21 protein-coding genes are annotated in these 21,994 nt (G+C 71.0%); 10 read left to right on the forward strand and 11 right to left on the reverse strand.

Annotated elements, in window-relative coordinates:
- Window positions 1–2 precede the first annotated feature (2 nt).
- The 3 genes from E4U92_RS01690 to E4U92_RS01700 all read left to right on the forward strand — a co-directional run bounded on the left by E4U92_RS01690 (window position 3) and on the right by E4U92_RS01700 (window position 2,407).
- Window positions 3–494 carry a low molecular weight protein-tyrosine-phosphatase gene (locus tag E4U92_RS01690; RefSeq protein ID WP_137298431.1) on the forward strand — a complete coding sequence of 164 codons (492 nt, stop codon included), beginning with the start codon at window positions 3–5 and terminating at the stop codon, window positions 492–494.
- Window positions 491–1,639, forward strand: coding sequence for a cystathionine gamma-lyase (locus tag E4U92_RS01695; RefSeq protein ID WP_137298432.1), 1,149 nt, complete (start codon window positions 491–493; stop codon window positions 1,637–1,639). The genes E4U92_RS01690 and E4U92_RS01695 overlap by 4 nt, the downstream gene beginning before the upstream one ends.
- Before the next feature lie 285 nt (window positions 1,640–1,924).
- Window positions 1,925–2,407: an NUDIX domain-containing protein gene (locus E4U92_RS01700; protein ID WP_067239621.1), complete on the forward strand. Its 483-nt coding sequence runs from the start codon at window positions 1,925–1,927 to the stop codon at window positions 2,405–2,407.
- A 16-nt stretch (window positions 2,408–2,423) separates the two neighbouring features.
- On the opposite strand, the gene E4U92_RS01705 is transcribed toward E4U92_RS01700, so the two are convergent.
- Window positions 2,424–3,683 (reverse strand): globin domain-containing protein, encoded by a 1,260-nt coding sequence (locus E4U92_RS01705; protein WP_137298433.1) that lies wholly within the window; start codon window positions 3,681–3,683, stop codon window positions 2,424–2,426.
- Window positions 3,684–4,014: 331 nt separating this feature from the next.
- Here E4U92_RS01705 and E4U92_RS01710 point away from each other — a divergent pair, with 331 nt between their 5' ends.
- Complete coding sequence (locus E4U92_RS01710) at window positions 4,015–4,881, forward strand: GNAT family N-acetyltransferase (protein ID WP_137298434.1); 867 nt, start codon at window positions 4,015–4,017, stop codon at window positions 4,879–4,881.
- 124 nt (window positions 4,882–5,005) lie between these two features.
- On the opposite strand, the gene E4U92_RS01715 is transcribed toward E4U92_RS01710, so the two are convergent.
- Window positions 5,006–5,431, reverse strand: a complete 426-nt coding sequence (locus tag E4U92_RS01715; RefSeq protein WP_137298435.1) for a GlcG/HbpS family heme-binding protein — start codon at window positions 5,429–5,431, stop codon at window positions 5,006–5,008.
- Between the two features lie 107 nt (window positions 5,432–5,538).
- Entirely contained in the window at window positions 5,539–6,750 is a 1,212-nt protein-coding gene (locus tag E4U92_RS01720; protein ID WP_137298436.1) for an MFS transporter, read from the reverse strand.
- A 140-nt stretch (window positions 6,751–6,890) separates the two neighbouring features.
- Between E4U92_RS01720 and E4U92_RS01725 the strand changes: the two genes are divergently transcribed.
- Entirely contained in the window at window positions 6,891–7,355 is a 465-nt protein-coding gene (locus E4U92_RS01725; RefSeq protein WP_137298437.1) for a MarR family winged helix-turn-helix transcriptional regulator, read from the forward strand.
- Between the two features lie 10 nt (window positions 7,356–7,365).
- On the forward strand, window positions 7,366–7,818 hold the full coding sequence (locus E4U92_RS01730; protein WP_137298438.1) for a GNAT family N-acetyltransferase: 453 nt from the start codon (window positions 7,366–7,368) through the stop codon (window positions 7,816–7,818).
- Between the two features lie 89 nt (window positions 7,819–7,907).
- Here E4U92_RS01730 and E4U92_RS01735 read toward each other — a convergent pair whose 3' ends face one another.
- Both E4U92_RS01735 and dnaB read right to left on the reverse strand, forming a co-directional pair.
- Window positions 7,908–9,293, reverse strand: coding sequence for a serine hydrolase domain-containing protein (locus E4U92_RS01735; RefSeq protein ID WP_137298439.1), 1,386 nt, complete (start codon window positions 9,291–9,293; stop codon window positions 7,908–7,910).
- Between the two features lie 91 nt (window positions 9,294–9,384).
- Window positions 9,385–10,863 (reverse strand): replicative DNA helicase, encoded by a 1,479-nt coding sequence (gene dnaB / locus E4U92_RS01740; RefSeq protein WP_137298440.1) that lies wholly within the window; start codon window positions 10,861–10,863, stop codon window positions 9,385–9,387.
- 459 nt (window positions 10,864–11,322) lie between these two features.
- Here dnaB and E4U92_RS01745 point away from each other — a divergent pair, with 459 nt between their 5' ends.
- Window positions 11,323–12,660, forward strand: coding sequence for an MATE family efflux transporter (locus E4U92_RS01745; RefSeq protein ID WP_137298441.1), 1,338 nt, complete (start codon window positions 11,323–11,325; stop codon window positions 12,658–12,660).
- Window positions 12,661–12,817: 157 nt separating this feature from the next.
- On the opposite strand, the gene rplI is transcribed toward E4U92_RS01745, so the two are convergent.
- The 4 genes from rplI to rpsF form a co-directional block, all read right to left on the reverse strand.
- On the reverse strand, window positions 12,818–13,264 hold the full coding sequence (gene rplI, locus E4U92_RS01750; protein WP_067239636.1) for a 50S ribosomal protein L9: 447 nt from the start codon (window positions 13,262–13,264) through the stop codon (window positions 12,818–12,820).
- A gap of 18 nt (window positions 13,265–13,282) precedes the next feature.
- Window positions 13,283–13,519, reverse strand: a complete 237-nt coding sequence (rpsR, locus tag E4U92_RS01755; protein ID WP_003949403.1) for a 30S ribosomal protein S18 — start codon at window positions 13,517–13,519, stop codon at window positions 13,283–13,285.
- 44 nt (window positions 13,520–13,563) lie between these two features.
- A complete protein-coding gene (locus tag E4U92_RS01760) occupies window positions 13,564–14,148 on the reverse strand; it encodes a single-stranded DNA-binding protein (protein ID WP_137298442.1) in 585 nt (194 codons plus the stop codon).
- Window positions 14,149–14,227: 79 nt separating this feature from the next.
- Window positions 14,228–14,518: a 30S ribosomal protein S6 gene (gene rpsF / locus E4U92_RS01765; protein WP_005482942.1), complete on the reverse strand. Its 291-nt coding sequence runs from the start codon at window positions 14,516–14,518 to the stop codon at window positions 14,228–14,230.
- Window positions 14,519–14,760: 242 nt separating this feature from the next.
- Here rpsF and E4U92_RS01770 point away from each other — a divergent pair, with 242 nt between their 5' ends.
- From E4U92_RS01770 to E4U92_RS01780, 3 genes are all read left to right on the forward strand, one after another.
- Window positions 14,761–15,075, forward strand: coding sequence for a hypothetical protein (locus E4U92_RS01770; RefSeq protein WP_137298443.1), 315 nt, complete (start codon window positions 14,761–14,763; stop codon window positions 15,073–15,075).
- 179 nt (window positions 15,076–15,254) lie between these two features.
- Window positions 15,255–16,376 carry a peptidoglycan bridge formation glycyltransferase FemX gene (gene femX, locus E4U92_RS01775; RefSeq protein WP_137298444.1) on the forward strand — a complete coding sequence of 374 codons (1,122 nt, stop codon included), beginning with the start codon at window positions 15,255–15,257 and terminating at the stop codon, window positions 16,374–16,376.
- Window positions 16,377–16,442: 66 nt separating this feature from the next.
- Window positions 16,443–17,474 (forward strand): alanine racemase, encoded by a 1,032-nt coding sequence (locus E4U92_RS01780; protein WP_067239643.1) that lies wholly within the window; start codon window positions 16,443–16,445, stop codon window positions 17,472–17,474.
- Window positions 17,475–17,602: 128 nt separating this feature from the next.
- On the opposite strand, the gene E4U92_RS01785 is transcribed toward E4U92_RS01780, so the two are convergent.
- Window positions 17,603–19,102, reverse strand: coding sequence for a glycosyltransferase family 87 protein (locus tag E4U92_RS01785; protein WP_137298445.1), 1,500 nt, complete (start codon window positions 19,100–19,102; stop codon window positions 17,603–17,605).
- Between the two features lie 174 nt (window positions 19,103–19,276).
- Window positions 19,277–21,964 (reverse strand): transglycosylase domain-containing protein, encoded by a 2,688-nt coding sequence (locus E4U92_RS01790; RefSeq protein WP_137298446.1) that lies wholly within the window; start codon window positions 21,962–21,964, stop codon window positions 19,277–19,279.
- Window positions 21,965–21,994: the final 30 nt, after the last annotated feature.

Raw genomic sequence — 21,994 nt, forward strand, 5'->3', positions numbered from 1 at the left:
CCATGACCTACCGCGTCTGCTTCGTCTGCACCGGCAACATCTGCCGCTCCCCGATGGCCGAGGCCGTCTTCCGCGCGCGCGTGGCGGAGGCCGGCCTGGACGGCACGGTGGAGGTCGACAGCGCCGGCACGGGCGGCTGGCACGAGGGTGAGGACGCCGATCCGCGCACCGTCGACGTCCTGGAGGAGCACGGCTACTCCCTCGCCCACACGGCCCGGCAGTTCCGGCCGGCGTGGTTCGACCGCCTCGACCTGGTGATCGCGCTGGACGCCGACCACCTCAAGGCCCTGCGCCGGCTGGCCCCCACTCCCGAGGACGCCGCCAAGGTGCGTCTGCTGCGCTCCTACGACCCCGCCGCGGGCCACGACCTGGACGTGCCCGACCCCTACTACGGGGGCCGTGACGGGTTCGAGGAGTGTCTTGAGATGGTGGAGGCGGCGAGCGAGGGTCTGCTCGCCGCGGTACGCGACGAAGTGGAAGGACGAGCAGCATGACGGGATCCGAGGACGGTTCCACCGCCGCCGGCGGCGAGGGCACCCGCGCGGTGCGGGCGGGGCTGCCCGAGCCGGTGAAGTACGAGCCGACACTGCCCGGCCCCGTGTTCGCCGCCCACTACCACCTGCCGGGCGAGCCCACCGGGCCGTACACCTACGGCCGTGACGAGAACCCCACGTGGACGCGTCTGGAAGAGGCCATCGGCGAGCTGGAGGCGCCCGGCCGGGACGGCGTGGAGACGCTGGTGTTCGCCTCCGGCATGGCGGCGATCTCGGCGGCGCTCTTCTCCCAGCTGCGCGCCGGGGACGCCGTCGTCATGCCCGACGACGGCTACCAGGCGCTGCCCCTGGTCCACGCCCAGCTCGAGGCGTACGGCATCGAGGTCCGCACCGCGCCGACCGGCGGCGACGCCCAGCTCGCCGTGCTGGAGGGGGCGAAGCTGCTGTGGATCGAGTCGCCGTCCAACCCCGGGCTCGACGTGTGCGACATCCGCCGGCTCGTCGACGCCGCCCACGGGCAGGGCGCGCTGGTCGCCGTGGACAACACGCTCGCCACGCCGCTCGGCCAGCGCCCGCTGGAACTCGGCGCGGACTTCTCGGTGGCGAGCGGCACCAAGCAGCTCACGGGCCACGGAGACGTCCTGCTGGGCTATGTCACCGGGCACTCCGGCGAGGCCATGACCGCGGTGCGGCGCTGGCGGAAGATCGTCGGTGCCGTCCCCGGACCCATGGAGGCCTGGCTCGCGCACCGCTCGATCGCCACGCTGGCCCTGCGGGTCGAGCGGCAGAACGCGACCGCGCAGGCCGTGGCGGAGACGCTGAGCCGGCGTTCCGACGTGACCGGCGTGCGCTACCCGGGGCTGCCCGACGACCCGTCGCACAAGATCGCCGCGCAGCAGATGCGGCGCTTCGGCTGTGTGGTGTCCTTCACGCTCGCCTCGCGTGAGCGGGCCGAACGCTTCCTGGACGCCCTGCGCCTGGTGGACGACGCGACCAGCTTCGGCGGGGTGCGGTCCACGGCCGAACGGCGCGGACGGTGGGGCGGGGACGCGGTGCCGGAGGGCTTCATCCGGCTGTCGGTCGGTGCCGAGGACGCGGAGGACCTGGTCGCGGACGTGGTGCGGGCGCTCGACGAGTCGGCGTGACCGGCTGACCGTGCCGTCCGTCGGGCCCCGCCGGCGGACGGACGGTCCGGGCCTCCCCCCTGGTGGCCCGGACCGCCCCCGGTTCTCCGCGCGAAGAACCGTTCCCCACAGGCTAGGTGACTGGCCGTCAGTAGCCAATGGCGCCTGCGGGCGCGAGCAGCCGGCGCACGCTTCTTCCGCCACGGGGCGTGTCACTCACCGGCGCACCTTGGTGACGTTTTGCGATGTTTCACGTGAAACGCGGGTCGATGTTTCACGTGGAACCCAGCGGGCCACATTTCTCCCATGACCGTCCGACCCGTGGTCAAGCGCACCGCCCGCGCCGTTCTCCTGGACGGTGACGACCTGATCCTGATCAAGCGCACCAAGCCCGGCGTGGATCCCTACTGGGTCACTCCCGGGGGCGGGGTCGAGCCGGAAGACACCACCGTCGTGGACGCCCTGCACCGTGAGGTGTACGAGGAGCTCGGGGCCAAGATCACCGATGTGGTGCCCTGCTTCGTCGACACCGTCGAGCACATCGGCGAGGACAGCAGCACCACGGGCGTCAAGGTGCAGCACTTCTTCGTCTGCCACCTGGAGTCCATGGACCCGGCCCTGCGGCACGGACCCGAGGTCGAGGAGCCCGCCGGGGAGTACGAGATCGTCCGGGTGCCGTTCACCCGCGTGGGGATCGCCTCCGTCCACCTCGTGCCGCTGTCGCTGCGGCACTACCTGGACGGCAACATCGAGGGCGTGCGCGCCATGCACGCACCTGACCTGGGGTGAGATCTGTGGCTGCGGGTCAGTGGCCCGCGGTGACGAGTTCCTCGACCGCGTCGTGGCGTATCCGCTCCGGGGGAACGCCGATGCCCCGCAGCGCGTCCACCCCGCTGCGGATCATCGCGGGCGGTCCGGAGACGTACGCCTCGTGGGCGTCCCAGGGGCCGAAGGTCCGTAACGCGTGGGGCAGCTGCGGCCGCCCGTCCCGGTCGATCACGGGGCGGACCTCGAGCCAGGGGTGCGCCCGCTGGAGCCCGAGCAGCGTGTCGATGTCGTAGAGGTCGCGCTGGGTGCGGGCGCCGTAGAACACCTCGACCGGCCGTCGCGCGGCGCGTTCGGCCAGGTCCTCGACGAGCGCCCTGATGGGGGCGATGCCCGTGCCTCCGGCCACGCAGACCAGCCCGCCGTCCCCGGCCGGGTCGATGGTCATGGACCCGGTCGGCGGGCCGAGGCGCAGTACGTGCCCGGGTCCGGCGCGGTGCACCAGGGCACGGGAGACCCAGCCGGCGGAGATCGCCTTCACGTGGAAGGTGAGCAGTCCGTCGGAGCGGGGCGCCGAGGCGAACGAGTAGTGGCGCCAGATCCGCGGCCACCACGGGGTCTCCAGGGCCGTGTACTGCCCGGCCAGGAAGGGGTAGGGCCGGTCGGGGCGGACCGTGAGCACCGCCACGTCGGGCGTCCTGAGCTCATGGGAGACGATCTCGGCGTGCCACCAGGCGGGGGCGATCAGTTCGTCCGCCGCGGCCGCGTCGATCATGACCTGGGAGATCCTGGTGTACGCGCGCACCCAGGCGGCTTCGGTTTCCGCGTCCCACACGGAGGCGGCGAACCGGCGCAGCGCGCCGATCAGGCACTCGCCGACCGCCGGATAGTGCTCGGGCCGGGTGCCGTACTTGCGGTGCCCGCGGCCGAGGCGCCCGAAGTGATCGGCGAGCACGGACGTGTCGTCGGCGTGCTCCACGGCCGTCAGCAGGGCCCTGAACAGCCGGTCGCGCTGCACGTCCATGGCCGGCGGGAAGAGCGCCCGCAGGTCGGGATGGCGGACGAAGAGCAGCGCGTAGAAGTACGACGTGACCTCGTCGGCCACGGGCCTCAGCTCGGCCATGGTCCGGCGGATGAGGACCGCGTCCGGGGAGGCGTGGGGCACCGGGACGGCCCGTGGTACCCGCGCATCCGGCGCGCCGCCGCCCGGACCGGAGGGCGGCCGCGTGCGCGACCCGAACCAGCCGTCCTCCCCGCGGGACGAGCCGTTGTCGGCCGACCTGCTGGTCGGAACGTCCATGCTGTGCCTCGCCTACTCTCAGCCCGTGCGGACAGCGGAGCACCCGCCCGGCAGGGGTCGCTCCGGGCACGGACCGGAGTCGACCTTACCGTTCGTCGCCCCGCACCCCAGTACCCGCTTCGCCCACCGGAACGCTCTTCCCTTTCCCTCCAACTAACGTGCCGGTCGGGCCGGTTCACCGGTACCGCACCGGCGTGGTTTCACGTGGAACAGGGCTCCGCCCCGGCCCTGTCGCCCGGGACCACGAGGTGGCCGAAAGCGCGTACGTCCCCGGGGAAAGAAAGGCGAAACAGGTGGACGCCGCAGGCGCGGGTCGGAGAGCCTGACCTGCGTGCTCACTCCTCCCCCGACCGCTCTGCCCGTCCGTCGGCTCACACACCGCGACCTCATCGCCTGCGCCGACCTGTCCGAGGATCGCGGGTGGCCCCGCGAGGAGCACAAGTGGAGCCTGCTGCTGACGGCCGGGCAGGGGTACGGCATCGACGATCCGGCGGGCGGGCTCATGGCCGCCTGCGCCGTGACCCGGTACGGCCCGCAGGAGCGGCCGGAGCTGGGCGCCATCGGGATGGTGCTGGTCGCGCAGCGGCATGCCCGGCAGGGCCTCGGGCGTCACCTGATGCGCCAGGTCGTCTCCGCCCTGGGCACCACACCGCTGACCCTGCACGCCACGCCCCACGGTCGCCCGTTGTACGAGGAGCTGGGCTTCAAGACCACGGGCCGGGCCGAGTTGGTACGCGGACGCTTCCTCCCCGGCGGGCCGGTGCCCCCGGTCCCGACCCGCGCGGCGACGGCCGAGGACCTCCCGGCGATCATCCGGCTGGACGAGGACGTCTTCGGCACCGACCGCACCCACATGATCACCCGTCTGCCCGCCTTCGCCGACCGGCTGCGCGTCGCCGTCGAGCAGGGCCGGATCATCGGCTACGCGGCTGCCTGGCCCAACATGGACACCCATGTCATCGGCCCGTTGATCGCCCGGGACACGGAGACCGCGAAGGCCCTGGTGGCCTCCCTCGCCGCGCACACCGACCGGCCGCTGCGCACCGATGTCGACGTGCGCCACGAGGAACTGCTGGGCTGGCTGAAGGAGCGCGGGTTGGCCTCGGTCGCCTTCAACTCCGTCATGACCCACGGCATCCCGGATCTGCCGGGCGACTGGACGCGCCGCTTCGCTCCCCTGACAGTGGCGGCCGGCTGACCGCGCACCGCGCCTGGACGGGCATTCCGCACGCGAACGCCGGCTTCCGTGGAAGCCGGCGTTCTGCGGTTGCCGCTCGGGTGCGATGAGCCGTCGGGGCGTCACCCCGTGGGCCGTGAGGTGGTCAGACGAGGTTCTCCACGGCCGCCGTGGCGAACGCGTGGTCCTGCTCCGGGGCGCCGCCGCCGACGCCGATCGCGCCGATCAGCCGGCCGTCCCGGCGGACCGGGACCCCACCGGCGATGAAGAGCAGCGGCCGGTCGAGCGCGGTGGGCAGCGTGTGGAAGGGCCCGCCGGGCTGGACCGCGTCGACGAGGTCGGCGGTCGGCGCGTCGAGCTGGAGGGCCGTGTAGGCCTTGCGGGTGCTGGTCTCCCCGGAGATCAGCACGGCCCGGTCGTCGCGGCGGAAGGCCAGCAGGTGCCCGCCCGCGTCCAGGACGGTGACGCTGACCGTGACGCCGGCGGCCTCGGCGGCGCGGTGCGCGGCGGACACGAGGGCTTCGGCGTCCTGGATGGACAGCGGGACGACGGGGGCGGTGGTGGTGCTCATCGGGGTTTCTCCTTGCGAGGTGTGAGGGGGCGAGGGTGGTGCGGTGCGGGACCCGGTGAAGCGGTCGCGGACCCGGCCGGGTGGTCGAGGGGACGTGGTCGGGCGGCTCAGCGCTGGTGGGCGGGGACCCGCGTCCCGGCGGACGCGGAGCCCGCGACGACGGCGCTCGCGGCGTCGTCCCGGCGCTCCAGAGCCGCGGAGAGGACGGCGAGCAGCAGGGCGCCCGCGGCGAGGGCGGCGCCGACCCAGTTGGGGGCGGTGTAGCCGAGGCCGGCCGCGATGACGAGGCCGCCGAGCCAGGCGGAGAGCGCGTTGCCCAGGTTGAAGGCGCCGATGTTGACGGCCGAGGCGAGGGTCGGGGCGCCGTGCGCCTGGTCCAGGACCCGCTTCTGGAGCGGCGGCACGGTGGCGAAGCCCAGGGCGCCGATCAGGACGATCGTGACGGCCGCGAGGAGCTTGTGGTGCGCGGTGACCGTGAACAGGGCCAGGACGATCGCCAGCGCTCCCAGGGAGACGTACAGCATGGGCATCAGGGCGCGGTCGGCGAACCGGCCGCCGACCAGGTTGCCGCCGACCATGCCGAGGCCGAAGAGGACCAGGAGCCAGGTGACGGAGCCGTCGGCGAAGCCGGCGACGTGGGTCATCATCGGCGCGATGTAGGTGATGGCCGCGAAGACACCGCCGAAGCCGAGGACCGTCATCGCCATGGCGAGCAGGACCTGGGCGTTCTTGAACGCGGCCAGCTCGTGGCGCAGGCGCACGCCCTCCGGCCGGGGCACCTCGGGGACGAGCTTGGCGATGCCGACGAGGCCGATCACGCCGAGGGCGGCGACGATGCCGAAGGTGACGCGCCAGCCGATGTTCTGGCCGACGAGGGTGCCCAGCGGGACGCCCACGACGTTCGCGACGGTCAGACCGGTGAACATCATGGCGATGGCGCCGGCCTTCTTGTCGGGTGCGACCAGCTCGGCCGCGACGACGGAGCCGATGCCGAAGAAGGCGCCGTGGGCCAGCGAGGCGACCACCCGGCCGATCAGCATGACGCCGAAGGCGGGGGCGAGGGCCGAGAGCAGGTTGCCGACGATGAACAGGCCCATCAGCAGCATCAGCATGCGCTTGCGGGGGACCTTGGTACCGAGGACGGTCATCAGCGGGGCGCCGAACATCACGCCGAGCGCGTAGCCCGTCACCAGGAAGCCGGCGGTGGGGATGGAGACACCGAAGTCGCCCGCGACCTCGGGCAGCAGCCCCATGATCACGAACTCGGTGGTTCCGATGCCGAAGGCCCCGATCGCGAGGGCCAGGAGCGCGAGAGGCATGAGGGGGTAGACCTTCCGAACGATTGCAGGTGCGCTTTGCGTGCGTCCACAATAGTTGCAGACGCGCGTTAATTGCAAACGCTGGATATTTCGTTGTTGCTCTATCCTGGAGACAGCCGCTCCGGACGGAGGAATCGCCCATGACCGCGACGGACCCCTCGCTCACCGCCCTCGCACAGAGCTGGTGTGCGCTTTCCCTGCTCCACGGGAGGATCGAGGCCCACATCGAACGCGCGCTCCAGGCCCGCCACGACCTGAGCGCGCGGGAGTACTCCCTGCTCGACGTGCTCAGCCGACAGCACGACGGCGAGGGCGGGCACCTGCAGATGAAGCAGGTCGCCGACGCGGTCGTCCTCAGCCAGAGCGCCACGACGCGGCTGGTCACCCGGCTCGAGGACCGCGGGCTGCTGGAGCGGTACCTGTGCCCCACCGACCGGCGCGGCATCTACACGAACGTCACGGACGCGGGCCTGAAGCTGCTGGAAGAGGCCCGGCCCACCAATGACGCCGCCCTGCGCGAGGCACTAGACGAGGCGGCGAAGAGCCCGGAGCTGGCACCGCTGGTCCGGGTCGTGGAAGACCTGAAGGTGCCGGCCACCGCATAGGGTGCGGCCCATGGGAGATCTTGACATACGGCCCGCCGTCGCCGACGACGTGCCTGCGATCGTCGGCATGCTCGCGGACGACCCCCTGGGCGCCCAGCGCGAGTCGCCCGACGACCTGGCGCCCTACTACGCCGCGCTGGAGCGCCTCAGCTCCGACCCCAACCAGCGCTTGGTCGTCGCCGTCCGCGAGGGCCGGGTCGTGGGCACCCTCCAGCTCACCCTCGTCCCCGGGCTGTCCCGGCGCGGCGCCACCCGGTCGATCATCGAAGGGGTGCGGGTGCACGCCGACGAGCGGGGCAGCGGGCTCGGCACGCGGTTCATCCAGTGGGTGATCGAGGAATCCCGGACCGCCGGGTGCCAGATGGTGCAGCTGACGTCCGACCGGAGCCGTACGGACGCCCATCGCTTCTACGAGCGGCTGGGCTTCGAGGCGTCCCACGTGGGGTTCAAGCTCCAGCTCTGACACCGAAAGGGGTGTGTTTCACGTGAAACACACCCCTGTCCATGAGCCGTGGCCGGGCGGGCGGGTCAGCCGATCCGCCCGCCCGGGCCCTACCCGATCCCCCGCCAGCCCTCCGGGTCCACCCCGCCGGGCACGTCCGCCGTCTCCTCGTAGGGCTCGCGGGTGAACACGAACGACCCGACGTCCAGGTGGTCCACGCTTGCGTCCGCCCGCCGGACCACGCGCAGCGGTTCCCCGGCGAAGTACCCCTCCAGCCCGGTCCACGTGCCGTCCCCGAGCGGCCGGAAGCGGGAACGCCGGCCGGCACCGGAGAGCGGGCCCAGAGAGACGAGGCCGTCGGCCGTCACGCGCAGCGCGAACGCCGCGGTCCCCCAGTACCACTGGCCCGCCAACTCCAGCACCTCCCGGTCGACTTCCCGCAGCGGACGCCAGGGGGCGGGGATGCGCGGCTCCGCCTCAGCGACGATCCGGACGAGGTCGGCCGCGACCTGGGACACCGCGGGCCCGGACGTGCAGTTGGTCAGCACGACGGCGGCGACGTCGTCGTCCAGGGCGATCGTGAGGTTGGCCAGGAAGCCGGGCACCGAGCCGGAGTGGCCGACGAGCAGCCGGCCGTCCCGGTGCAGCACCTGGAGTCCGAGGCCGTACGCGGAGCCCTCGGCCAGGTCCGCGGCCTCGGCCGGGGCGGCGGGCACCCGCATCTCCCGCAGCGTGTCCGCGCCGAGGACGCGGTCGTCCCCCCGCATCAGGAAGGCGGCGAAGCGCGCCAGGTCACCGGTCGTGGACCAGAGCTGACCGGCTGGCGCCATCGGGCCGTACTCCTCGACGGGCTCGGGCTGCATCACATCGGCCCACGGGTGCACCGCCCAGCCGCCCGCGTGCGGCGCCTCGGGGCGCAGGCCGGTGCGGTGCAGGCCCAGCGGATCGAGCACCTCCCGGCGCAGCACCTCCTCCCAGGACGCACCGCGTACCCGCTCGACGAGCGCGCCGAGCACGGCGTACCCCGGGTTGGAGTAGTGGTGGCGCCGGCCGGCCGGATGGCGGAGCGGACGGTCACCCAGCACCTCGGCCAGCCCGGGCCGCAGGGAGCCCGGCGTCCGCTCCCACCAGGGCTCGGGGGTCTCCGCCGCCAAGCCGCCGGTGTGGGAGAGCAGTTGGGCGACGGTGGCCTCCCCCACGCCGGTGCCCGGCAGGTGCTTCTCCAGGGGGTCGTCGAGGTCGAGCAGCCCCTCGTGGCGCAGCCGCAGCACGAGCACGGCGGTGAAGGTCTTGGTGATCGAGCCGATCCGGTACTGCACGTTCTCGTCCGGCCCGTGCCCGTCCACCGACGTCCGCGCCCCGTGCCAGACGGCCCGTCCGTCCCGGACCACCGTGGCGACCAGCGAGGGGGTGCGTCCCTCGGCCTGGGCGACCGCGATCCGGTGCATCAGGGCCCGCCGGGTCGTGGGCAGCAGCTCTTCGTGAGGTGTCGTCATGATCCCAGTCCACCCTGCGTGCCCCGGTCGCGTCGATCGCACTGCGCGTGTCGCGGCGGGCACCCTGGGCAAGCGGCAGAGGTCGAGCCGCTCAGGTCTGGGCCATGTCCACGAAGCGGGAGTAGTGGCCCTGGAAGGCGACGGTGATGGTCGCCGTCGGGCCATTACGGTGCTTGGCCACGATCAGGTCGGCCTCGCCCGCGCGCGGCGACTCCTTCTCGTAGGCGTCCTCGCGGTGGAGCAGGATGACCATGTCGGCGTCCTGCTCGATGGAGCCGGACTCACGCAGGTCGGAGACCATCGGCTTCTTGTCGGTGCGCTGCTCGGGGCCACGGTTGAGCTGGGAGAGCGCGATCACCGGGAGCTCCAGCTCCTTGGCGAGAAGCTTGAGGTTACGGGACATGTCCGAGACCTCCTGCTGACGGCTCTCGGCGCGCTTCGAACCGCCGGACTGCATGAGCTGGAGGTAGTCGATGACGACCAGCCGCAGGTCGTTGCGCTGCTTCAGACGCCGGCACTTGGCGCGGATCTCCATCATCGACAGGTTGGGCGAGTCGTCGATGTAGAGCGGCGCGGCCGAGACGTCCGGCATGCGCCGGGCCAGGCGCGTCCAGTCCTCGTCGGTCATGGTGCCGGAGCGCATGTGGTGCAGTGCCACGCGCGCCTCGGCGGACAGCAGGCGCATCGCGATCTCGTTGCGCCCCATCTCCAGGGAGAAGATCACGCTCGGCAGGTTGTTCTTGATCGACGCCGCCCGGGCGAAGTCCAGCGCGAGGGTCGACTTGCCCATCGCGGGACGGGCGGCGATGACGATCATCTGCCCGGGGTGCAGGCCGTTGGTGAGCGAGTCGAAGTCGGTGAATCCCGTCGGTACACCGGTCATCTCGCCGCTGCGCGAGCCGATCGCCTCGATCTCGTCGAGGGCGCCCTCCATGATGTCGCCGAGCGGCAGGTAGTCCTCGCTGGTGCGCTGCTCGGTGACGGCGTAGATCTCGGCCTGGGCGCGGTTGACGATCTCGTCGACGTCGTCGTCGGCCGCGTATCCCATCTGCGTGATGCGGGTCCCCGCCTCGACCAGGCGGCGCAGCACCGCCCGCTCGTGCACGATCTCCGCGTAGTACTCGGCGTTGGCCGCCGTGGGGACCGTCTGGACGAGGGTGTGGAGGTAGGAGGCGCCGCCGACCTTGTTGATCTCGCCGCGCTTGGTCAGCTCGGCGGCGATCGTGATGGGGTCGGCCGGCTCGCCCTTGGCATAGACGTCGAGGATGGCCTGGTAGATCGTCTCGTGGGCCGGCTTGTAGAAGTCGTGGCCCTTGAGGATCTCGACGACGTCCGCGATGGCGTCCTTGGACAGGAGCATGCCGCCCAGCACGGACTGCTCGGCGTCCAGGTCCTGGGGCGGTACCCGCTCGAAGGCGGGGCCCCCGCCGTCCCAGGCACCGCTGTCCCGGCCCCGGTCGTGCTGGTCGTCACGGCCCCGGCCGCCGTCGCCGCGGCGGCGGGAGGCCGGCAGACGATCACTCGGACCGCTGTCGGCCCACGGGTCGTCCAAGGGCTCGGAAATGCTCACCGAGCGACCTCCTCCCGTCCGCCGAGCGGACCTCGCCGTGCTCCTCATTTCTACGGCACGGCACTGACAATCGAGAGGCCCAACTCCGGTTGTGGCGGGTCGGTTTTGTGCTGGTTTCCCAACCGGCGGACGGAGCGGGCGCCGGACCACGGTAGGCCCGCGGGCACCGTCAGCCAATCTGGTTATCCACAGGCCATGTGGACGACGGCCCCGATGCTGTGGAGAACTCCGCGAAACCTGTGCACGAGCCGGTGGACAGCCCTGTGAACAAGCCCTCGATCTTTTCCACCTGCCCCCAGTGACCTGCGCTTTCCCCGTCCACCGGCTGTGCAGAAGAAAAACTTTCCCGGTCGGCTCAAGATCGGTCCGAACTGTGTCCACAAGCACGTACGGCCGGACGGGCAGTAAGGGTCATCGGCGCATTGCATCTCTTACCTGTGGACGGTTAGATTGGTGCTCATGACACAGGCACCCGCGACCCCCCGGAACGTCAGGCGCCGGCACGACCGCGAGATCGTCACCCTGGCCGTCCCCGCCTTCGGCGCGCTGGTCGCGGAGCCCCTCTTCGTCATGGCCGACAGCGCCATCGTCGGCCACCTCGGCACCGCGCAGCTCGCCGGTCTCGGGGTCGCCTCCGCCCTGCTCACCACCGCCGTCAGCGTCTTCGTCTTCCTCGCCTACGCCACGACCGCGGCCGTCGCCCGGCGGGTGGGCGCGGGCGACCTCCAGGCCGCCATCCGCCAGGGCATGGACGGCATCTGGCTCGCCCTGCTCCTCGGCGCCGCCGTGATCGTCGTCGTCCTCCCCGCCGCTCCCGCGCTCGTCGACCTCTTCGGGGCCTCCGACACGGCCGCGCCCTACGCGACGACGTACCTGCGGATCTCCTCGCTCGGGATCCCCGCCATGCTCGCCGTCCTCGCGGCGACCGGCGTGCTGCGCGGGCTCCAGGACACCAGGACACCGCTCTACGTGGCCGTCGCGGGCTTCGTCGCCAACGGCGCCCTGAACGCGGTGCTCGTCTACGGCGCCGGCCTGGGGATCGCCGGCTCCGCCTGGGGCACGGTCATCGCCCAGTGCGGCATGGCCGCGGTCTACCTCGTCGTGGTCGTCCGGGGTGCCCGGCGCCATGGTGCCTCCCTGCGGCCGGACGCCGCCGGGATCCGGGCCTCGGCCCAGGCCGGTGCGCCCCTGCTGGTGCGGACCCTGTCCCTGCGGGCGATCCTGATGATCGCGACGGCCGTCGCCGCACGACTCGGCGACGCCGACATCGCGGCCCACCAGATCATCCTGTCCCTGTGGAGCCTGCTGGCCTTCGCGCTCGACGCCATCGCCATCGCCGGGCAGGCCATCATCGGCCGCTACCTCGGGGCCGGTGACGCCGACGGCGCCCGCGCCGCCTGCCGGCGCATGGTCCAGTGGGGCATCGCCGTGGGCCTGGTGCTGGGTGCGCTGGTCGTCGCCAGCCGACCGGTGTTCCTCGCGCTGTTCACGAGCGATGCCGCCGTACAGGACGCCGCCCTGCCCGCTCTGGTGATCGTGGCGCTCTGCCAGCCGGTCTCGGGGATCGTCTTCGTCCTCGACGGCGTCCTGATGGGCGCGGGCGACGGACCGTACCTGGCCCGGGCGATGCTCGTGACCCTCGCGGTCTTCGCGCCGGTGGCGGTCCTCGTGCCGACCCTCGGTGGCGGCCTCACCGCGCTGTGGGCGGCGATGACGCTCATGATGATCGTGCGGATGGTGACGCTGTGGCTGCGCTCCCGCTCCGGCCGCTGGATCGTCACGGGCGCGACGCGCTGAGCGTTTCACGTGAAACACCGGGCCACCGGCCCGCTCCGGGCGCAGCAGAACGCGCCGCTGCTCGGGACGGCGGACGCCTGCATCCGGGCCGCTGACACAGAACTGGGGCCGCACCCCGAAGGATGCGGCCCCAGCCAGTGCTCAGCGAGCAGACCGCTTACGCGGCGACGACCTCGATGTTGACCTTGGCGGCCACCTCGGGGTGCAGACGCACGGACGTCTCGTGGGCGCCCAGCGTCTTGATCGGCGTACCGAGCTCGATGCGGCGCTTGTCGACCTCGGGACCACCGGCGGCCTTGATCGCGGACGCGACGTCGGCCGGGGTGACGGAACCGAAGAGCCGGCCGGCGTCGCCGGAGCGAACGGCCAGACGGACCTTCACGCCCTCGAGCTGGGCCTTGATGGCGTTGGCCTGCTCGATGGTCTGGATCTCGTGGATCTTGCGAGCACGACGGATCTGCTCGACGTCCTTCTCGCCACCCTTGGTCCAGCGGATCGCGAACTTCCGCGGGATCAGGTAGTTGCGGGCGTAGCCGTCCTTGACGTCGACGACTTCGCCAGCGGCGCCGAGGCCGGAGACCTCGTGGGTGAGGATGATCTTCATGAGTCGGTCACCCTTCCCTTATCGCGCGGTGGACGTGTAGGGCAGCAGCGCCATCTCACGGCTGTTCTTGACGGCCGTGGCGACGTCACGCTGGTGCTGCGTGCAGTTGCCGGTCACGCGGCGGGCACGGATCTTGCCGCGGTCGGAAATGAACTTCCGCAGCATGTTCGTGTCCTTGTAGTCCACGTACGTGACCTTGTCCTTGCAGAATGCGCAGACCTTCTTCTTCGGCTTGCGCACAGGCGGCTTCGCCATGGTGTTTCTCCTGTGTGATCAAGAAGGGGGGTGTCGAGCCGCCCCTAGAAGGGGGGCTCGTCCGAGTAGCCGCCACCGCCGCCGGAGCCGCCGCCCCAGCCGCCGCCGCCCTGCTGGGCGCCACCGGCGGGAGCACCGGTCGCCCAGGGGTCGTCGGCCGGAGCGCCGCCGCCCTGCTGGCCGCCGCCGGGGCCACCGCCCCAGCCGCCGCCCTGCTGGCCGCCACCGCCGCCGAAGCCGCCGCCCCCGCCCTGGCCACCGCGGCCGGCGGTCTTGGTGACCTTGGCCGTGGCGTTGCGCAGGCTGGGACCGACTTCCTCGACGTCCAGCTCGTAGACCGTGCGCTTGACGCCCTCACGGTCCTCGTAGGACCGCTGCTTCAGCCGGCCCTGCACGAGCACGCGCATGCCTCGCTGGAGCGACTCGGCGACGTTCTCCGCCGCCTGACGCCAGACCGAGCAGGTCAGGAACAGGCTCTCGCCGTCCTTCCACTCGTTCGTCTGGCGGTCGAAGGTGCGGGGAGTGGACGCGACACGGAACTTCGCGACCGCCGCACCGGAGGGGGTGAAGCGCAGCTCGGGGTCATCGACAAGGTTGCCGATGACCGTGATGACGGTCTCGCCTGCCATGGGGGAACCTCTCGGCGGGTTTGCTGCTGCTGGCTGCTGGTGGTGCTACTCGATTCCCGGGATCGGCTGAGCCGGAGGCTCAGTGGGTCTCGGGACGGAGGACCTTGGTCCGGAGGACCGACTCGTTCAGGTTCATCTGGCGGTCGAGCTCCTTGACGACCGCAGGCTCGGCCTGCAGGTCGATGACCGAGTAGATGCCCTCGGGCTTCTTCTTGATCTCGTACGAGAGACGACGACGGCCCCAGGTGTCGACCTTCTCCACCTTTCCGTTGCCCTCACGGACGACGGAGAGGAAGTTCTCGATCAGGGGGGCGACAGCGCGCTCCTCCAGATCCGGGTCGAGGATGACCATCACCTCGTAGTGACGCATGTGGAACCCACCTCCTTTGGACTCAGCGGCCACGGTCGTTCCGTGGCAGGAGGGTTGTGATGCGTACGCAACGGTATCCGCCGCCACTGACAATCGGTCGGGCGTGGGCAGACACCGGTGCAGACGGTACACACTACCCGCACCCGTGCTTCCGGTTGAAATCCGGCCGGGAAGCCCGTCAGTCTTGTACACGTCGGGTGTGTACGGCGCTACGATGCGCCGCCTTCCGCAGGAGGTGCCCCATGGCACAACAGGCATTGCGACCCAACACCGCCGGATCCCTCTTCGCCACCGACGGCAGACGCCACCCGGTCCAGGACGCCCTCACGGCCGTCACCCTGGTCCTCGGCGTGGTGTCCTTCGTCACGGCGCAGTTCCACAGCCTCCACCTGCTGAGCTCCTGGACGGGTCTGGTCGGGATCTTCACCGGCGCCTACGGACAGTGGATCTCCGTGACCACCCGCGAGCGCTTCGGACTGATCCTGGGCCTCGGTGCCTCCGGCGTCGGCTTCCTGCTGGGCATGGCCCACGGCGGCCTGTTCGGCGGCCTCTGGTGACCTGACCGCGTCCGGCGGCCGGGCTCCTCCGGCCGCCCCGCACACGCCCCTGCCGCACCCGGGCGGGGACGAAGGTGCCGTACGCCCAAACGGGGCGCTCCCCGGGCGCAGTAGGCTTCGGCGCGAGAGCCGGAGCCCCTGTACCCATGGGGACACACCAGCCCGAGGAGCGCCCCGACATGAGCCTGACCCTGAGGACGATCAGCCGCGAGCAGCATCTGGCATTCATCCAGAGCCTGCCGGCGGCGAGCCACATGCAGGTCCCGGCCTGGGCGGACGTCAAGGCCGAGTGGCGGTCGGAGAACCTCGGCTGGTTCGACGAGCGCACCGGCGCGCTGGTCGGTGCGGGACTCGTCCTCTACCGTCAGCTCCCCAAGATCAAGCGCTACCTGGCCTACCTGCCCGAAGGCCCGGTCATCAACTGGTACGCGCCGAACCTGACCGAGTGGCTGGAGCCGATGCTCGCGCACCTCAAGCAGCAGGGCGCGTTCTCCGTGAAGATGGGCCCGCCGGTCGTCATCCGGCGCTGGGAGGCCAACTCCATCAAGCAGGGCATCCAGAACCCGGACGTGAAGCGGCTGCGCGACATCGAGGCCGACTTCATCGAGCCGCGCGCCTTCGAGGTGGCCGACAAGCTGCGCCGCATGGGCTGGCAGCAGGGCGAGGACGGCGGCGCCGGCTTCGGCGACGTCCAGCCGCGCTACGTCTTCCAGGTGCCGCTGGCGAACCGTTCGCTCGAAGAGGTCCACAAGAACTTCAACCAGCTCTGGCGCCGCAACATCAAGAAGGCCGAGAAGGCCGGCGTCGAGGTCGTCCAGGGCGGCTACCACGACCTGGAGGAGTGGCAGCGGCTGTACGAGATCACGGCCGTGCGCGACCACTTCCGGCCCCGCCCGCTGTCGTACTTCCAGCGCATGTGGACCGCCCTCAACTCCGAGGACCCCAACCGGATGCGGCTGTACTTCGCCCGCCACGACGGGGTGAACCTGGCGGCGGCGACCATGCTGATCGTCGGCGGGCACGTCTGGTACTCCTACGGCGCCTCCGACAACATCGGCCGTGAGTTCCGCCCGTCGAACGCCATGCAGTGGCGGATGCTGCGCGACGCCTACGCGCTCGGCGCGACGGTCTACGACCTGCGCGGCATCTCCGACTCGCTGGACGAGAGCGACCACCTCTTCGGTCTGATCCAGTTCAAGGTCGGCACCGGCGGTGAGGCGGCCGAATACCTGGGCGAGTGGGACTTCCCGCTGAACAAGCTGCTCCACAAGGCCCTCGACATCTACATGTCGCGCCGCTGACGCTCCCCGACGGGTGCTTCGATACACACAGCCAACACAGTCACGAGAAAGGTCCCGGGTCCGGCCATGGCGCTCACGCTCTACGTCGACACCGCGCGCTGGCGGGCGCACCACAAGCACGTGCAGGAGCAGTTCCCCGGACTCGTCCCGGTCTGCAAGGGCAACGGCTACGGCTTCGGGCACGAGCGGCTGGCGGAGGAGGCGACCCGCCTCGGCTCGGACGTCCTCGCCGTCGGGACGACGTACGAGGCCGCGCGCATCAAGGACTGGTTCGGCGGTGACCTGCTGGTGCTGACGCCGTACCGGCGCGGCGAGGAGCCGGTGCCGCTGCCGGACCGGGTCATCCGCTCGGTGTCCTCCATCGACGGCGTCTTCGGCCTCGTCGGGGCCCGGGTGGTCATCGAGGTGATGTCCTCGATGAAGCGCCACGGGGTGAGCGAGCAGGACCTGCCGCAGCTGCACTCCGCCATAGAGAACGTCCGCCTGGAGGGCTTCGCCATCCACCTGCCGCTCGACCGCACCGACGGCTCCGACGCCGTCGAGGAGGTCATCGGCTGGATGGACCGGCTGCGCGCGGCCCGGCTGCCGCTGCACACCATGTTCGTCAGCCACCTGAAGGCCGAGGAACTCCAGCGGTTGCAGCAGCAGTTCCCGCAGACCCGTTTCCGGGCGCGGATCGGCACGCGGCTGTGGCTGGGCGACCACGACGCCACCGAGTACCGCGGCGCGGTGCTGGACGTCACGCGGGTCGCGAAGGGCGACCGTTTCGGCTACCGCCAGCAGAAGGCGGCCTCCGACGGCTATCTGGTGGTCGTGGCGGGCGGTACCTCGCACGGGGTGGGCCTGGAGGCCCCGAAGGCCCTGCACGGTGTCATGCCGCGGGCCAAGGGCGTCGCGCGGGCCGGTCTGGCCACGGTGAACCGGAACCTCTCGCCGTTCGTCTGGGGCGGCAAGCAGCGCTGGTTCGCCGAGCCGCCGCACATGCAGGTGTCCATCCTGTTCGTGCCCTCGGACGCGCCGGAGCCCCAGGTCGGGGACGAGCTGGTGGCCCATCTGCGGCACACGACCACGCAGTTCGACCGTCTCGTGGACCGCTAGGCGCTCCGGCGCCCGCAGCAGGACGCCGGAAGAGCGGGACAAGAGCACAACACAAAGGCCGTACACGGGCTGTGTACGGCCTTTCGTGTGCTCGGGACCCTCCCGGAGCCTGCCGCATCCCTGACGGCTCAGGAGGGGCCGTCGGACGCCTCCTCGCGGCCCCACTCCACCTGCGGGCCGTCGAACTGCGCGGCGTGCCGCGGCGGATGGGCCGCGGTCCCGAGGACGAACTTGTCCGGTGCCCCGTCGAGGACGCCCCCGGAGGGATCGTCGTCCCCGTCCTGCCGGACCACGTCCCGCTCGGGCATGAGGATGTCGCGTACGACGACGGCGCACAGGTAGAGCGTCCCGGCGAGGTGCAGGCCGATGGCGTAGTGGTAGCCGTCGGTCGGCAGGCCCTTGTGGGCGTCGCCGCTGGTCGTGTACGCGAGGTACAGCCAGATGCCCAGGAAGTACGCCACCTCGCAGGCCTGCCAGACCAGGAAGTCCCGCCACTTGGGGCGGGCCAGCACGGCCAGCGGCACCAGCCACAGCACGTACTGCGGGGAGTAGACCTTGTTGGTGAGGATGAAGGCCGCCACCACCAGGAACGCCAGTTGGGCGAAGCGGGGCCGGCGCGGCGCGGTGAGCGTCAGGCCGGCGATGCCCAGGAAGCACAGCACGACCAGCGCCGTGGCGAGCTTGTTGACGCTGTCGGTGGTCAGCGGGTCTGAGGACTTCTGCGCCAGGATCAGCCAGAAGGAACCGAAGTCGACGCCCCGCTCCTGGCTGAACGTGTAGAACTTCGACCAGCCGTCGAACGCGAACAGCCCGACCGGCACGTTGACCACGAGCCAGGCGACCACGGCTCCGGCCAGGGCCGTGAAGAAGGCCCGCCACTTGCCGGCCCGCCAGCACAGCAGGAACAGCGGTCCGAGCAGGAAGACGGGGTAGAGCTTGGCCGCCGTGGCGAGCCCCAGCAGCACGCCGAACGCGAGGGCGCGGCCCCGGGACCACATCAGCATCGCCGCGGCCGTCAGGGCGACCGCGAACAGGTCCCAGTTGATGGTGGCGGTCAGCGCGAAGGCGGGTGCGAGCGCGACCAGCAGGCCGTCCCAGGGACGGCGGGCGTCGGTGCGGCTCACGCAGACCACGATCACGGCCGCGCAGGCCATGAGCATCCCCGCGTTGACCATCCAGTACCACTGGGCCTGGTGCTGGAGGCTGCCGCTGCCGGGGGTGAGCCAGGCGGCGACCTCCATGAAGAGCCCGGTCAGCACCGGGTACTCGAGGTACTGCATGTCGCCGGGCAGCTTGTCGAAGTACGGCACCAGGCCGTCCGCGAAGCCCCGCCCCTGGTACAGGTGCGGGATGTCCGAGTAGCAGGCGTGCGTGTACTGGGAGCTGGCGCCGAAGAACCACCCGGAGTCGTAGCAGGGCAGCTTCTGGACCATGCCGAGGGCGAACATCCCGATCGCCACCAGCGCCACCACGCGCACCGGCGTCCACCAGGACGCGCCGAGCAGGGCGCGCCGGCCGATGGGGCCGCCGATCAGCTCGCTGCCGGCCCGGGAGATCGCGTCGTCCCTGGTGGGGCACACCGGGTCCGCTTCGTGCACGCTCGCTTGCGTCGAATCTGCGCTGGGCATGGCTCACATCCTGCCGTACGGACCCGGGAAAAGGCCGAGGGCCGCCACACCTGGTGCGGTGTGACGGCCCTCGGTCTCTGCGTACACCGGCCCTGTCCGCCGGGGGACAGACCGCGTTTCACGTGAAACATGCGTCTGTTTCACGTGAAACAAGCAGTGTCGGACAATCCGTGGCTACCCGTTCCGGCCTCCGAAGAGACCACCGTCCTGGCCCCTGGGATTACCGACGTCCGTGGACGACTCCGAAGGCGAGGGAGACGGGTCGCCACCGCCGCCGTTCGCGCCGCCGTTGGACGAGCCCTGGTTGGTGCCGCCGTTGCTCTGGCACTGCCAGTCGAACCTGCCGCAGGTGTCACTGGGCGACGGTGACGGCTCGACCTCGCTCTCACTCGGGCTCGGGGACGGGCTCGGCGAGGACTTCTCGGACTCGCTCACCGACGGCGACGGGCTCGGCGCCGGGTCCTCGTTCAGCACCTTACCGATGGGCTCGGGCGTCGGGAACGACTTCGCCGGCTGGCCCTTGAGCGCTTCGGCCATGTAGTCGTGCCAGATCTGGGCCGGGAACGACGCACCGTGGATCTTCTTCTGGCCGCCCGTGCCGTACATCTCCAGGAACGTGCGGTTCTTGTTGGCCTCGTTGTCGTCGTACCGGAACATCGAGATCGCGGTCGAGAGCTGCGGCGTGTAGCCGACGAACCAGGCCGACTTGTTGCCGTCGGTGGTACCGGTCTTGCCGGCCACGTCCCGCCCGGGCAGCTGGGCGGCCGTACCGGTGCCCTTGTCGACCACGGTCTTCAGGATGTCCGTGACGTTGTCGGCGACCGCCGAGGTGAACGCCTCCTGGGTCTCGGTCTTGTGCGTGAAGGTCACCCCCTCCTTGCTGGTGACCTTCTCCACCGAGTACGGGTCGCGCTGCTTGCCGCTCGCGGCGAAGGTGGCGTAGGCGCCCGCCATGCGGATCGCGCTGGGGTCCGAGATGCCGATGGAGAAGGACGGGAAGCTGGTGCCCGTCAGGCTCTTCTCCTTCAGGCCGGCCTTGAGGGCCGCGTCCTTGACCTTGTCCAGGCCGACGTCCATGCCGAGCTGCACGAAGGCGGAGTTCACCGACTCCCGCATGGCCTCCCGCAGGTCGATCTTGAAGTTGGGCGGGCTGCCGTACGAGGCCTGGCCGTCGTTGGTCTGGAGCCACTCCTCGCCCTTCTCGTTCTTCCAGACCGACCCGTCGTAGTTCCTGATCTTGAGCTTGTTCTTGCCCGAGTACAGGCTCTTGGGGGAGACGATCGTGCGCTCGTCCTGCGCCTGCGACGAGCCGAGGTCGGGGTCGCGCACGCCCCAGGTCATCGCGGCCGCGAGGACGAACGGCTTGAACGTCGAACCGACCTGGGCACCGGTCTGGTCGGCGTTGTTGGTGAAGTGCTTGGTGGCGTCCTCGCCGCCGTAGATGGCCCGGATGGCGCCGCTGGCCGGATCCACCGAGGCGCCGCCGAACTGGACGTGGGTGTCCGTGTCCGGGCGCTCCTTCGGCTTGATGCTGGACTTCTGGACCTTGGTGACCGCGGCGGTGAGCTCGTCGACCTTCTTCTTGTCGAAGGTCGTGTAGATCGACAGGCCGCCCGTGCGCAGCTTCTCCTCGTCGATCCCGGTCTTGTCGCTGTTGTTGACCAGGTAGCTGTTGGCGAGGTCGACGAGGTAACCGGTCTGGCCGCTCAGCGCCGTGTTCGACCGGGGGTTGTTCACCTTCGGGAGCTGGGTGTACTTGGCCCGCTCGGCGGCGTTCAGGTGGCCGTACTCGACCATCTTGTCGAGCGTGTCCTGCATCTGGATGAGAGCGCGCTTCTTGTTGGCCTCGGGCGTGGCGGCGGTGTCGATGGACTGGGCGCCCGCCGGGTCGTAGTAGGTGGCGCCCTTGAGCATGGCCGCCAGGAAGGCGCACTCGCCCGGGTTGAGCTTGATGGCGTCCTTGTTGAAGTACGCCCGGGCCGCGGCCTGGATGCCGTACGCGTTGCGCCCGTAGTAGGCCGAGTTCAGGTACCCGGCCATGATCTCGTCCTTGTCGATCGTGGCGCCCACCTTGACGGCGACGAGGATCTCCTTGAACTTCCGGGAGATCGTCTGGGACTGGTCGTTCAGCATCGCGTTCTTGACGTACTGCTGGGTGATCGTCGAACCGCCCTGCGTCTGTCCGCCCCGCGCCATGTTGAGGAACGCGCGGGCGATGCCCTTGGGGTCGACGCCGCGGTCCGTCTCGAAGGTCTTGTTCTCCTGGGAGATCACCGCGTAGCGCATGGCCGCGGGGATCTGGGAGTAGTCGATGATCTGCCGGTTGGTCTCACCGCCGGTGGCGACCATCTCGGTGCCGTCCGACCAGAAGTAGACGTTGTTCTGCGCCTTCGCGGTCTTCGCGATGTCCGGGACGCCCACCATGGCGTAGCCGATGCCCGCCACGGCCACCAGGCAGCCGATGAAGCCGAGGCACAGGCCGCTGACCAGCTTCCAGGAGGGCATCCAGCGGCGCCAGCCGTCCTTGCCGTAGCGCGGGTAGTCGATCAGGCGCTTGCGCCCGGGCCCCTGACGGCCGCGGCCGGGGCCCGCCGCGCCGCCGCGCCGGCCTGTGCCCGGCTCGGGCGCCCGGCGCCGGCCGCCCGCGTTCCGCTGTGCCGCGCGCCGGGCCTCGGCCCGGCCGCCGTAGGACTGCTGCTCGCCTTCCGCGCCGTACTGCCCCGACCCGTACGAGTCGGAGGGGGATCCGGTGGCGCCTCGCGGTGCCGCGCGGCGGCCGGAGGACGCACCGGACTGGCCGCGTCGGGCCGCGGCACGTCCGCCTCCCTGCGGCTGCGGCGGTTTGCGACGGTGCTCGCTCATCGAACGACTACTCCTCGGGCAGGCGCACCC

This window comes from Streptomyces galbus, assembly GCF_005280195.1.
In the GTDB taxonomy this organism is placed as follows: domain Bacteria; phylum Actinomycetota; class Actinomycetes; order Streptomycetales; family Streptomycetaceae; genus Streptomyces; species Streptomyces galbus.